Annotated in this window: 14 protein-coding genes; 4 read left to right on the top strand and 10 right to left on the bottom strand. The window is 33.6% G+C overall.

Features of this window, described 5'->3' with window-relative positions; all coding sequences use genetic code 11:
• Position 1 precedes the first annotated feature (1 nt).
• Positions 2 to 433, bottom strand: coding sequence for a response regulator (locus RB618_RS19390; protein WP_308070279.1), 432 nt, complete (start codon positions 431 to 433; stop codon positions 2 to 4).
• Between the two features lie 223 nt (positions 434 to 656).
• Here RB618_RS19390 and RB618_RS19385 point away from each other — a divergent pair, with 223 nt between their 5' ends.
• The gene (locus tag RB618_RS19385; protein ID WP_308070278.1) at positions 657 to 1,157 is read left to right on the top strand and encodes a pyridoxamine 5'-phosphate oxidase family protein; all 501 of its coding nucleotides are present in this window, start codon (positions 657 to 659) and stop codon (positions 1,155 to 1,157) included.
• A gap of 247 nt (positions 1,158 to 1,404) precedes the next feature.
• Positions 1,405 to 1,941: a hypothetical protein gene (locus RB618_RS19380; RefSeq protein ID WP_308070277.1), complete on the top strand. Its 537-nt coding sequence runs from the start codon at positions 1,405 to 1,407 to the stop codon at positions 1,939 to 1,941.
• A 178-nt stretch (positions 1,942 to 2,119) separates the two neighbouring features.
• Here the strand turns inward: RB618_RS19380 and RB618_RS19375 are convergent, their stop codons facing one another.
• From RB618_RS19375 to RB618_RS19360, 4 genes are all read right to left on the bottom strand, one after another.
• Positions 2,120 to 2,281, bottom strand: a complete 162-nt coding sequence (locus RB618_RS19375; protein WP_012026284.1) for a DUF1328 domain-containing protein — start codon at positions 2,279 to 2,281, stop codon at positions 2,120 to 2,122.
• Between the two features lie 80 nt (positions 2,282 to 2,361).
• Positions 2,362 to 3,456, bottom strand: coding sequence for a DNA topoisomerase IB (locus tag RB618_RS19370; protein WP_308070276.1), 1,095 nt, complete (start codon positions 3,454 to 3,456; stop codon positions 2,362 to 2,364).
• Between the two features lie 42 nt (positions 3,457 to 3,498).
• Entirely contained in the window at positions 3,499 to 3,738 is a 240-nt protein-coding gene (locus RB618_RS19365) for a Rho termination factor (RefSeq protein ID WP_308070275.1), read from the bottom strand.
• A gap of 243 nt (positions 3,739 to 3,981) precedes the next feature.
• The gene (locus tag RB618_RS19360; protein WP_308070274.1) at positions 3,982 to 4,590 is read right to left on the bottom strand and encodes a hypothetical protein; all 609 of its coding nucleotides are present in this window, start codon (positions 4,588 to 4,590) and stop codon (positions 3,982 to 3,984) included.
• A 191-nt stretch (positions 4,591 to 4,781) separates the two neighbouring features.
• Between RB618_RS19360 and RB618_RS19355 the strand changes: the two genes are divergently transcribed.
• Positions 4,782 to 5,369 carry a DUF4142 domain-containing protein gene (locus tag RB618_RS19355; protein WP_308070273.1) on the top strand — a complete coding sequence of 196 codons (588 nt, stop codon included), beginning with the start codon at positions 4,782 to 4,784 and terminating at the stop codon, positions 5,367 to 5,369.
• Positions 5,370 to 5,568: 199 nt separating this feature from the next.
• Here RB618_RS19355 and RB618_RS19350 read toward each other — a convergent pair whose 3' ends face one another.
• From RB618_RS19350 to galA, 5 genes are all read right to left on the bottom strand, one after another.
• Positions 5,569 to 6,552 carry an aldo/keto reductase gene (locus RB618_RS19350; protein WP_308070272.1) on the bottom strand — a complete coding sequence of 328 codons (984 nt, stop codon included), beginning with the start codon at positions 6,550 to 6,552 and terminating at the stop codon, positions 5,569 to 5,571.
• Between the two features lie 121 nt (positions 6,553 to 6,673).
• Positions 6,674 to 7,726 carry an NAD(P)-dependent alcohol dehydrogenase gene (locus tag RB618_RS19345; protein WP_308070271.1) on the bottom strand — a complete coding sequence of 351 codons (1,053 nt, stop codon included), beginning with the start codon at positions 7,724 to 7,726 and terminating at the stop codon, positions 6,674 to 6,676.
• Positions 7,727 to 7,972: 246 nt separating this feature from the next.
• Positions 7,973 to 8,380 (bottom strand): cupin domain-containing protein, encoded by a 408-nt coding sequence (locus tag RB618_RS19340; RefSeq protein ID WP_308070270.1) that lies wholly within the window; start codon positions 8,378 to 8,380, stop codon positions 7,973 to 7,975.
• A gap of 309 nt (positions 8,381 to 8,689) precedes the next feature.
• A complete protein-coding gene (locus RB618_RS19335; RefSeq protein ID WP_308070269.1) occupies positions 8,690 to 9,559 on the bottom strand; it encodes a helix-turn-helix domain-containing protein in 870 nt (289 codons plus the stop codon).
• Positions 9,560 to 9,940: 381 nt separating this feature from the next.
• Entirely contained in the window at positions 9,941 to 12,763 is a 2,823-nt protein-coding gene (gene galA / locus RB618_RS19330; RefSeq protein WP_308070268.1) for a beta-galactosidase GalA, read from the bottom strand.
• A gap of 213 nt (positions 12,764 to 12,976) precedes the next feature.
• Between galA and RB618_RS19325 the strand changes: the two genes are divergently transcribed.
• A complete protein-coding gene (locus tag RB618_RS19325; RefSeq protein ID WP_308070267.1) occupies positions 12,977 to 13,357 on the top strand; it encodes a hypothetical protein in 381 nt (126 codons plus the stop codon).
• The last annotated feature ends 152 nt before the right edge of the window (positions 13,358 to 13,509 follow it).

Genomic DNA, 13,509 nt, shown 5'->3' with positions numbered 1-13,509 from the left:
ATCAATATTTAAACACAAAATTTGATCTCGTAGGAATAAATTTATCCCAGTCAATTTTCATAGCGTGCTCTATTGCTTTTATTATATCGCTCATCAAAACCGGTTTGGTAATAAAGCAATTTGCCCCAAGACTAAGGCATCTCTCTATATTTCCAGGTTCACTAGATGTGGAATAAATCACAACAGGAATATCTTTTTTATCATCAGAATTTCGAAGTTCTTGCAAAACATCAAAGCCATTTTTGCCAGGCATATTTAAATCCAAGAAAATTACAGAAGGTATAACAGATGAATCTGAAAGCGCATTCAAAAAATTTTGGCTTCCAGAATAGGTCTGCAGATTGATATTGTGAGGTATAGATTCTACTGCATCAGCAAAAATACATAAATCATCTTCGTCGTCATCGGTATAGAATATAGTGAAATCTGTCATGGTATTTATCGGCTGAGAATTTTAATATTCCAAATATAATGTAATTTTATGTAACAAGAGGCAGGAACGCCCGAGTTTGTTACAAAACAAATAGAAATCTCATAATTTATAAGTTTAATTATATAATCTAGAAAAGCACAAAAAGCGCCAACTTTACTTTTATCTAATTTCAAGCAAATTAGATGCTGTTTGTCAAAGAATTACAAATTTAAAATATAAAGTTATGGGCGATCATAAAGACCTTACAGACGATTTTGCAGTAGATAAAATAAAGGATCTTGCTGCACATATTAAAACATGCATGTTTTGTACATATAACGAATACAGAATTCAATCTAGGCCAATGTCTGTTCAGAAAATTGATGATTTGGGAAATCTATGGTTTTTATCGGATAGAAATAGCGGACAGAATGCAGAAATTACATTAAACCCAATGGTAGAAATATTCTTTTCTGAACCGCATGATAAGTTTCTAACCCTTCACGGCACAGCCAGTATTTCGTACGATAGAGAAACTATTGAAAAATTATGGAATCCTACTGTAAAAATATGGATGCCAGGCGGTATAGATGATCCGAATCTGAGTGTTATAAAATTTGTTCCAGAAGATGGCTACTATTGGAACAACAAAAACGGAAAAATGGTTGCCATCGCAAAGATGACAGCTGCTTTGATCACAGGAAAAACAATGGATGACGGAATTGAAGGAAGCCTGAAATTGTAGTATTTTCTAATAGAAAGTTTTTTTAACCGCAAAGAATGCAAAGAAATTTATCTTTTGTTCTTTGTGGTTATTTTTTTTCAATTAATAGAATAATAAATACTCCTCGTCTATGAGGCGGGTTATATGATTTCAAATTAAGACCCTACCATAAACACCTGTTAATTATAGAATTACGCTTTATAATTTTATAATAGATTCTATCAGCTTCATGCTAGCTTTGTATATATAATCATAAAAAACAGCTATCATGAATACTACAGATAAAAACAACAGCACGAATAAAGATTTTAGAGAACATTTCTCAGATGACCGAAATCTAGCAGAAGATCTAAAAAATGATCTTAAAAAATCGGACACCGATAATCGTGAAATTGCGGAACGCGGATACACAGTAAGAAATGGCTACAATCCGAACCGACCTAATCCAGATCAGGAAGATTTTGCCGATGATGATTTGGACGATTTAAATGACGATTTTCATAAGGGCAGAGATTTAGAAGACAATACTGATGATATTTACGAAGTTGATTTGGAAGATGAAAATGACGAATTCGACAATCCGTCAGATTTAAAAGAAGATGAATTTGATTTCAATGAAACCGAAGACGTTTTAGAAGACATTGATGATCAGGATGATGAAGATGAAGATGAAGATGAAGATGAAGATGAAGATGAATATATCGAAGAAGACATTGAAGACGATGATACTGATTACATTGAAGATGATGTCCAAGAAGAAGATGATGACGATGAATATCCCGAAGATGATCCTCGCCGATTCTAATTTCTTAAAAAAATAAAAAACCGTCCCGTTAAACAACGAGACGATTTTTTTGAGTTTAAAATTTAACTATTTAATCCATAATAATTCTTAACAGAAATCCCCATTTTGAATTATTAAAACCAGAAACGACACATTCCAAATGAATGTGCCGTTTTAATCTGTTCTATATCTATTCTTCTTATACTCTCGATCTTCCGCTTATTAAAGAAATAACGAAAAGAACTAAAAATATAAAGAATAAAATTTTAGCTATACTAGCAGCTCCAGCGGCAATACCACCGAAACCAAATATTCCCGCCACTATGGCTAGAATAATAAAAGTGACTGTCCAACGTAACATAATAATAGTTTTTTAGTTAATAATGATTTTGTTTGTATTTCAAACTTTTTTAAGCTTTTGGAGAGATGCTCAAACTCTTTTTATTGACAAGATGCTTCTAAATTGACCTCATAATTCTGAATCAATTCAGAGAATGCGATTTCTGATTTTGTAAAATACTTTTTAGTGCTTCGGCTATTTTTTGCCTTATCAAAATACTCCTGAATAGAACCATCTTCATAAGTCGAAATTAAAAGCGGATGAACGTAATAATCTTTGCATACTTTTCTGGTGTTTCCGAGCGCTTCGGCTGTCAGATCAAAAGCAGTTATGATATTCTGTTTCATTTCTTTTTCATCTGAAGTCACTCCTATTTCCATTAAACTTTCGAAGAAAATAATCGATGCTGCCCAGGTTCTAAAATCTTTCGCGCTGAAATATTCTCCCGAAATATTATGCAGATATTCATTGACCATATGACTGTCCAGTACTTTTTTCTCACCGTTTTTATCATAATATTTAAAAACTTCCCAACCCGGAATTTCTTCGCATCGGCTTACCAATTTTATCAATTGTTTATTTCGGGTCGTAATGGTATGCTGTTTTCCTTTTTTGCCCACAAACTCAAATCGAAGCGAATTTCTATTGATGTTGATGTGGCGTTTTCTTAAAGTCGAAAGTCCGTACGATTTATTGTCTTTGGCATATTTCTCATTTCCGATTCTAATATGCGTTTCTTCCATTAATCGAATTACCAAAGCAGTTACTTTTTCCTTAGACCATTCCTTCTTCTCCAAATCAAGATCAACTTGTTTTCTAATGGCGGGAAGCTTAGATCCAAATTCAGCAATTTTATAAAACTTGGTCTGATTGCGAATCAAATTCCATTTTGGATGATATCGATATTGTTTTCTATTTTTATCATCTGTTCCTACGGCTTGCAAGTGTCCGTTTGTAACATCTGTGATACGAACATTTTCCCAAGCTGGCGGAAGAACCAGACTATTAATGCGTTTAATTTCATGTTTGCTTTTTACATTTTTTCCGTTCTTTTTATAAACGAAATTTTCTCCCTCGCGGCAACGTACGATTGTTAATTGATGATCATTGATATATTCCAAATCCAGTTTTTCAATTACTAGATGTGGCGCTTTTATCAATTGATCCATTAAAAGTTCTTTTCTCGCAGCATTCATGATATTCAAATTTTTATCGCACAAATAGTTCTGACTTAAACTTTAGTTATTTCTTAAAGAGTAGATTAAATCTTTTTTGTTCATATAAGATCTTCCTTTTATGCCTACTCTACTCGCTTGTTTTAAAAGTTCGTCTTTTGTCCATTCGTCATAAGGCTTCGCTTCTCCGCCTTTTTTTCCTGCATCTGGCGTGTTGGCAATACGAGCCGATTTTTCTTTGCTGTATCCTTTTTTCACCAATGCTTCATACTGCTTTTCATTTTTAATTCTTGGATCTGGCATGACTTTAAATTTTATAGGGTTAACATTTTGACATTTCATATGTCGAAATCTGTTATGTCAAAATTCATCATTAACTCAATATTTTATGTTATAGAATTTTGGTCTCAAATTTCATATTTGTGGGATGGGAATTATGAAAGGAGAAATATAAATTTGTATTTTCTGTAAAATCTGAAATGTTAGCAAAAAAAAATCCCAACTCTTTTAGAGTTAGGATTTTAATTATTTTAAATTTAAAAAATATTAATCTTCTTTTTTATAAGAGATTTTTATTGATTGATCTTCTTTTGCTCCATCCCAATAGACATATTTTTGTGCTTTTTTTATACCTGCCAAATCTTTTTCAAAGTTATTTTGATAGCTTACAGCCACCTCACCCTTTTCAGCATATTCATTAAATAATATATTTCCAATATATAAAATTTCACCTTTCTTTACTTTAAATGGAATTGAAAAACCTCCCAATCCACTATTTTTTTGAAGTATTGCAAAACCACTATTAGAAAAAAGTCGAATTCCAATTATTTCATTTTCTCCTTCAGGTCTTTCAATTGCAAAAAGATAGGTAAGCCCATTATCTAACTCTCCCTTGTGCTTCATTTTGAAAATTTGAGCTGGACTAATATGTACTTCCTTAAAATTTTTTCTTGCAGTTTTTTCATCCGCAGCTTTATAACTAATCTGTATAAAATACTCATTAAAATGTGCTTTTTCTTTTGGAAATGTAATTGACCCGAAGATTAGTCCTTTATCTGTTTTATTTGGAATAAACGTTAATTGCTGAGCCGTTAGTTTTGAAAATGTTACAACACATAAGAAAGTAAATATTGACAAGAATAAATTTCGAATCATAGATTAGTTTTTAAAGTTTTTTGATAGTTAATTTTTAAGCTAAAATATATAATATTTTAATAAATCAATTTTCTAATATGAGAAACATGATTTTTGCACATCTTAATCCTATAACAATCTCTAAAAATCCTGTAAGACATTCCTGTATCTACTCCATAATTTTACATTATAACATTTAAACTATTAAAATCATGAAAAAGTTATTATTAGCCGGGAAAGCCATTTTAGGAGCAGGACTTATTATCATATTCCTTCAATCTTGTAAAAACGAAACCAAACAGGAGGATCCAAAAGAAGTTGCTGAAGATGCAAACGAAGCAAAATTCGATTCTATTGACAGTAAAGAAGATGACTCCGAATTTTTAGTAGATCAAGCCGAAATTAATTTAGCTGAAATCGAAATTGGCAAACTGGCACAAACAAAAAGTACTAACCCAGAAGTGAAAAAATTTGGTAAAATGCTTGTTGATGAACACACCAAATCGGCTTCTGAAGTAAGTGCTTTAGCAAAAGCAAAAAACTTTACTCTTCCAACCTCTTTAACTGAAGAAGGACAAGAAGAATACAATAAATTAAACGAAAAATCGGGAGTTGATTTTGATAAAAAATTCGCCGATATGATGATTGACGGTCACGAAAAAGCGATCAAAAAACTTCAAGATGCAACAAAAGATGCCGTTGACGAGGATGTAAAAACTTGGGCATCTAACAATATTGCAGGTTTAACAGCACATTTGGAACACGCTAAATTGCTGAAACAAAACCTAGATAAAAAGTAAATGAATTAAGACGCTAAGATTCTAAGGTTCTGAGATTCTAAGCTATTGAGTCTAAGAACCTCAAATCTTTGCTAAAAACCCCCTCAAGAGTTGAATTGCTTGAGGGGGTTTCTTTTTTAGATGCTAAGGTTCTAAGCTGCTAAGGTTCTGAGTTTTATCTTAGTTACTTAGAGTCTTAGTGTCTCAGCATCTTAGGAACTTATTTTCCCGCTATCTTCTGAAGATGCTCTGGGTATCTTGAGCCTTCAATTGTTATTTTTGAAGCCGCTTCATTGATTTTTGCAAGATCTTGTGCTGAAAGTTCCAAGTCTACTGCGCCTAAGTTTTCTTCTAAACGATGTAATTTTGTAGTTCCTGGAATTGGGGCAATCCAAGGTTTTTGGGCCAAAATCCAAGCAAGAGCAATTTGTGCGTTTGTTGCTCCTTTTTCGACAGCAATTTTAGATAATAAATCTACCAAAGCTTGATTTACTTTTCGGGCTTCTGGTGTGAAACGCGGTAATGTATTTCTAAAATCAGTGCTGTCAAACTGTGTGTTTTCATCAATTTTAGCGGTTAAAAAACCTCGTCCTAACGGACTAAAAGGCACGAAACCAATTCCTAATTCTTCTAAAACCGGAAAAATTTCTTCTTCTGGAGTTCTCCACCAAAGCGAATATTCGCTTTGCAACGCTGTAACAGGCTGAACCGCGTGTGCACGACGAATGCTTTCTACTCCAGCTTCTGAAAGTCCAAAATGTTTTACTTTTCCTTCCTGAATCAAATCTTTTATAGTTCCTGCAACATCTTCCATTGGCACATTCGGATCTACGCGATGCTGATAATACAAATCGATAACATCTGTATTTAATCTTTTTAGCGAACCTTCAACGCTTTTTCTAATCCATTCTGGACGGCTATCTAACCCTTTTTTAGAATCGCCTTCCAGAAAACCGAATTTTGTTGCAATGACAACTTTATCTCTAAAAGGCGCTAAAGCCTCTCCTAAAAGCTCTTCATTCAAAAATGGTCCATAACATTCTGCCGTATCAAAAAAAGTAATTCCTTTTTCATAAGCCGAGCGAAGCAGACTTATCATTTCCTTTTTATCATGAGCTGGTCCATAACCAAAACTCATTCCCATGCAGCCAAGTCCCAAAGCTGAGACTTCTAAGCTGCTATTTCCTAGTTTACGTGTTTTCATTTTTTTCTTTTTTAGGTGCAAAGGTTCAGAGGGACACAGGCACAAAGGTTTTTCCTCTCTACCCCTTTTCAGCACAAAGATTAGAAACCTTTGCCACTCTGAACCTTTGTCGCTTTGAACCTTATTTCAAAGAAGCCATATCAATCACAAAACGATATTTGATATCTCCTTTTAATAATCTTTCGTAAGCGTCATTTACATCATTTACGCCAATTACTTCTACGTCTGCTGTAATGTTATGCTCTGCACAGAAATCAAGCATTTCTTGAGTTTCTGCGATTCCTCCAATGGCAGAACCAGCGAAGCTTCTTCTTCCTAAAATAAGGCTGAAAGAAGTTACAGGAAGCGGATCCATTGGCGCGCCAACTAGCGTTAAAGTTCCGTCTACTTTTAATAAATTTAAGTAAGAATCGATACTGTGTTCTGCTGAAACGCAATCTAAAATAAAGTTTAAGCTTTTAGCATGTTTTGCCATTTGTTCAGGATCTGTAGACAAAATAACCTCATCTGCACCCAAACGTTTTGCATCTTCGACTTTAGATAAAGAAGTGGTTAAAACAACTACATGAGCTCCCATAGCTTTCGCTAATTTGATTCCCATATGTCCTAAACCTCCAATTCCGACAATACCCACTTTTTGACCAGGTCCAACTTTCCAATGTTTTAACGGAGAATAAGTTGTAATTCCTGCGCATAATAAAGGCGCAACTCCAGCAAGATCCAATTTATCTGAAATGTGCAATACATAATTTTCATCAACAACAATACTTTGAGAATAACCTCCAAAAGTATGTCCGCCTAAATGTTTGTCTGGTGAATTGAATGTTAGAATGCTTCCTTCATCACAATATTGCTCTAAATCATTTTTGCAATGATCACATTCTCTACAAGAATCAACCATACAGCCTACTCCTGCTAATTGACCAACTTTAAAGTTTTTTACGTGATCGCCAACTTTTACCACTCTACCTACAATTTCGTGTCCAGGAACAATTGGATACATTGTACCATGCCACTCATTTCTAGCTGAGTGCAAATCGGAATGGCAGATTCCGCAATATAAAATTTCGATTTCTACGTCATGCGCCTGTACAGCTCTTCTTTTAATATCTAAAGTTTTTAATGGTGCTTCGGCAGCTTCGGTACCAAAGGCTTTAATGTTTTTTGTTTCCATAATTTTATTGTTGTTTATAGTTTTTTTGTTTCATGTTTCATGTTTCATGTTTCATGTTTCAAGTTTCAAGTTTCAAGTTTCAAGTTGTAGACCGTTGAAAAATTGCAATAGAGATCCAGCTGACTTGTACTGATTTACAATTAGTTATATAAATTTCGATTATTTTAATCTAACCAAAAAATATAATCTGTTATAAATCAGTAAAATCTGCGTAAAAAAAACTTAGAATCTCAGGATCTTAGAACCTTAGCATCTTTCAAAAGAATAATATTCTTCATCGCTAACGCTATCCAGCCAAGTTCCATGACCTTTATCTACCTCTGTGACAATAGTAATATGAGAATATTTAGTCGTTGGTGTTGCTCCGTACCAGTGCTCTATTCCAGGTAAAACTGTGATTACTTTTCCTTTTTCGATAAGATTAATTTGTCCGCCTCTTTCTTGGTAATACCCAGCTCCATTGGTTACAATAATCAATTGCAGACTTGCATTAATACGCCAATTGCTTCTTGCACCAGGCTCAAAAGAAACATCTTTTATAACTGTGTTTTCTGGGTGAATTTCGCTTGTCTGCTTCTTATATGACACTTCGCCTGTCATATAAGTATTTGGAATTTTACCTTCTTCGGTTACGGCAGTGAATTGTGTCGACATAATTTCGATTTTTTTTGGTTAATAATTAATTTAAAAATTCTTATAAGCTTATTTGAATGAAATAATCAGTACATCGAATCTCTTATAGAAGGAGATTATTGATTTTAATTAATACTTTAAAAATTTTATATTTTTTCTATTATCAAAATTTAAAACTAAATGCAAAGCGGAGCATGCTTTTGTGAAGTGTTATTTAGTCATTAAAAAAACTGATACAAAGATTCGTTGTTTATTTCAAGGCAAATGTAGTACAATAGTGCAATGTCGAAATAACAATATTCAAACAAAAAATTAAGAAATTGAAACAATTTACATTCGAAGCGATTTTGGAACCGTTCCTGTAAGTCTTTTAAAATAATTATTGAAATAACTTGGATATTCAAATCCAAGCGAATAGCCAATATCAGAAATACTCCAATCTGTGTGCTGGAGCAAAGCTTTTGCTTCGTTAACCACTCTTTCTGTAATATGTGCCGTAGTTGGTTTTCCTGTAACTTCTTTTACAGAACGATTTAAATGATTCACATGCACAGAAAGGCTTTGCGCATAATCCTGAGGCGTTTTTAAAGCCAGCGGCTGATCTTTGGTTTCTATTGGAAATTGTCTTTCAAGCAATTCTAAAAACAAAGACGTAATTCTCGAAGAAGCATTTTTATGTTTAAAGAAGTTCTCCGAAGGCTGCATTTTCATGGATTCGTGAATAATCAAATTGACATAACTGCGCATTAAATCGTCTTTGAAAGCATAATCGGTTTCGTATTCTTCGATCATTTTTTGGAATAACGAATCGATAAATACTTTTTGCTCAGGCGTTAAAGTAAAGATCGGTGTTCCTCCTATTTTAAACAAAGGCGATTCCTGAAGGGTCTCGGAACGGTCTTTTGTTTTAAAAAATTCCTCAGTAAAAACGCAGGCATAACCTTCATATCCCTCAGAAATAGTTTCCCAAGAATACGGAATAATCGGATTACCGAAAAACAAAATCGTTCCGTCGGTTTCGATTCCTCGGTCAGCGTATTGAATGATGCTTTTACTGGTGTTGATGCAGATTTTATAAAAGTCTCTTCGGCTATAAACGGGAACCTTACTAAAATCCCCATTTATAGGATACACTTTAAATCCCTTCATTTTTAAATCTGAAGTAAAATCGCAATTCTGAGTTTCTGTCTGATTATTCATTTTGCAAAGTTATGAAAATCAAACATTATTCTTTTGTTAATTTTTTGTTCGTTTTTTTACCGCAAAGAACGCAAAGAATTACGCAAAGAACGCAAGGTTTTTATTTTGAGAGAAACAAATGCTCGCAAAGTCGCTAAGACGCAAAACTCTTTTTGAATTGCCTCCAGCTTTAGCTGGAGGTTTAAAAGAAACAAGCATAGAAAAGGCTTTAGCCAAACCAAGAACTGTTTGGCTAAAGCCCTGATAACATTCCAATCATTTCACATCCAGCTAAAGCTGGACGCAATTCATTTATAACTATTTTAAAAAGAGACTTTGCGTCTTAGCGACTTTGCGTGCATATTTCTCACAGTTGCATAACTTGAAACCTGAAACTTAAAACTATTTTACAACTAAAGTTCCTATGCGTAACCCTTTCGCAGAAGCAGATAAAACTACCTCTTTTGCATTCTCATCTTTCTGGATGATTATTTGCGCATAACCATTAAAAAGCTTTCTTTTCCAAGATTCTGCTGGTGTTATTACTTGAATAATTCCTGGATCTGTATTCATAACATCCCAGTCTTTTACTTTCTGTAATGGCGTTGCTGCAATGTGAATCGTATTTTTTCCTTCTTTCAAAATAGATGCATTCAAAACATATTTTTGAGAATCTTCTTTACTTGATTCTACTTTCTTTCCATTTATAAAAACCACGGTTTCAACTCCTATTTTTTTATAAAAGAAGCTCACCGTGTTAGAAGCCGAATTGCTCTTTAAATCAAATTCTCCTTTATAAATGTATGACGGAGCTTGTTTTTTATAATCACGATCTTTAAAAGCTGCTGTCCATTCATTTTCTGAATAATTTGGCAACTTCTCAGGCAGAGTCTCACTTTCTGCTTTTTGTTCCATAAAATTACTTATAGCGATCAAGGTAATTCCATCAATAAACTGATCGCTTTCTAACGAAGTTGAATCGCCGTTTCCTACTCCTAAAATTTTCCCTCCTTGTATTGAAAAGGTAATTTCTTCATTTGCTGTTGGAACATGTAACTTATTTTTGTCTGTAACTTCTACCGTTACAACAGAAACATTTCCTTTTAAAACATTTTCCTTATCCAATGACAATTTGATATTTTCAGGTTTTTCAGTAGTTTTTTTAATATCTGAAAGTACTTTTTTTCCGTTTTTATAACCAACAGCTTCTAGAGTTCCAGCAGCATAATTTACTTTCCATTCTAGATGACCGTTTTGCTCCATTTTCTTTTTTCCTAAACTCTTTTTGTTGAGAAAAAGTTCCACTTCATCACAATTAGAATACGCCCAAACATCAATTTCTTTGCCTTCCAATCCGCTCCAATTCCAATGTGGCAAAACGTGTAAAACGGGTTCTTTTCCCCACCATGATTTTAAATAGAAAACATTGTCTTTCGGGAAACCACAGACATCCATCATTCCGAAATAAGACGTTACAGACGGCCAGCCATAAGGAGTTGGTTCACCGCGATAATCAAAACCTGTCCAAATAAATATTCCTGCCAAATAAGGTCTTTCAGCATAGAATTTCCAGCCTTCTTCAATACTATAAAAAGTTGGTCTCGGTTTTTTATCGTAAGCACTTTGGTAATGTTTGGCATCATCGGTAAAATAAATACCGCGTGTGGCAAAAGTTGAACCTTCTTCAGTTCCCATTCCGGGCTGATTTTTAAACTGATTTCTATGCGCGTCTATATCTCCGTTTCCAAGATAATTATAGCCCATAATTTCTACAACCGAAGAAATTCCGCTTTTAAATCCGCTACTGATTCCTACTGTTACAGGTCTTTTCGGATCAATGCTTTTGCTGAAATCCTGCATGATATTGGTAATTCTTTCACCAATAATTCCGCCCTCAATCTGCCATTCTTCATTTCCAACCGACCAACAGAAAATGCTTGGATGATTTCGGTCGCGTTCCATCATTCGCTGCAAATCATTCAAATGATAATCGTTGATTCCCATTAAACGAGTTTCATCAATAACCAGCATTCCTAATTTATCGCAAGCTTCCAATAATTCTGGTGTTGGCGGATGGTGCGAACATCTATAGGCATTGGAACCCATTTCCTTCAGTTTTGCAATTCTATAATACTGAATCTCATCAGGAAGCGCTATTCCAATTCCAGCATGATCCTGATGATTGTTCGTTCCTTTTAATTTTACGTGTTTTCCGTTAAGAAAAAAACCATTCTCTGGATCAAATTTTATTGTTCTGATTCCAAATGAAGTTTTATACTGATCAATTACTTTTCCTTCACTTTTGATTTCAGTAACTAACTTATACAAATTTGGCGAATCAATATCCCATAAAAGCGGATTATTGACATTTAATTTTGAAGTATAACTATTTGTTTTATAAAATTCTGGAGCTGTAACATTTTGAGAATTTGATGCAACTTGTTTTCCAGAAGCGTCTAAAATAATTTGGTTTATCTCAACATTTCCTTTAAAATGACCTTTATTCTCCAATTTTACTTCTGCAGTAACTACAGCATTATCATTCGCAATTTCAGAAGTTACATAAGTTCCGTTCTGTGCCACATGAAGCGGATTGGTTTTCTGCAAATAGACATGTCTATAAATTCCAGCGCCTTCATAAAACCAACCTTCTTCCATCGAAGCATCAACGCGGACTACAATTGTATTTTCGCCTCCATAGTTTACGTAAGCTGTTACATCATACTCAAAACCATTATAGCCGCTTTCTTCTGTTCCTAGGTAAAATCCGTTAAAAAAGACTTTTGAATTTCTAAAAATACCATCAAATTTTAAAGAAATTGTTCTTCCTAAATCTTCATTCGGAATCGTTATTTTTTTTCTGTACCAGCCAATGCTTTTCTCTGGAAAATTTTTCCCCGCTGCTTTAAATCCGTGGCTGAAACTTGCGCTTTCGCTAAAAGGCTGTTCAACTGCCCAGTCGTGCGGAAGATCTAATTTTCTCCAAGCGCGATCATCAAAACCAGAAGCTGCTGGTCCATCAGCAAATCCTGTTTTGGTTAAATACGAAAAATAACCTTCTGCATGCCCAAAATCTTTTTTGATATCGTATTGATGCCCAAATGAAAACCTCCAATCTTTATCAATTAAAATAAGCTCTCTTTCTGATTTATTTTGCGATAATAAATGGAATGAACATAAAAGAAAAAAATAAAAAATCGATTTTTGGGTAAAAGTGGTTTTCATGAGTTTGGTTGTTAGTAAATCAAATAGCGATAAAAATAAAGCTTTTAGAGAAGAAACATTAATAGTATTTTATCAAAATATGATAAATCATTCATAACAAATGTTTCTAAAATGGGCTTTTAAAATTTAGAATGAATCTAATGGCTTCAGATTCAAAAATGATTTTCTTTTGATGTAATTTTATATTAAAATCATAAAAAAGCAATTACCACTATGAGTACTATTATTAACGAAAATAGACTCCAAACCACTTTTAAGAACCTCGATCATAAGATTAGCAAACTTAATGATCAGAAGATTAGTGCTTTTTTTGAATCTTTAGGATTATTAGAAAGAAAAGATGTTCCAAAAGACTTTTTGAATTGGGAAAACATATTAATTGTTGTTCCAAATCGACATGTTTCTCACGAACTGAAATATTATAAATATACCATTTCACGAATTTCATTCTTAACTAATCCTTACGCAGATCAGATTCATATTTTTGATCTCAAAGATTGGAAAAGCGCTTCGCAAAACAAAACACAGTTTCAGATCAGAGAAATGCTGAAAACGAGTTTTGGGGGTGTAAAGAAAGTGATTAAAGAGTCTTAGCGAAGAATTAAAAATCTGGAATTAAAAATTAAAAGCCCAATCGATATCGGGCTTTTATGTTTTTAACTGCAATTGCAAAATTTTATTTCTCTCGCAGATTTGGCAGATTGAGCAGATTTAAATTTTTATAAATAGCAGAAAAAATCTCTATA

The organism is Flavobacterium sp. LHD-85, from assembly GCF_030929595.1.
In the GTDB taxonomy this organism is placed as follows: domain Bacteria; phylum Bacteroidota; class Bacteroidia; order Flavobacteriales; family Flavobacteriaceae; genus Flavobacterium.
Note: the sequence above shows the minus strand (reverse complement) of the source record. Positions and strands in the feature narration are given on the sequence as shown.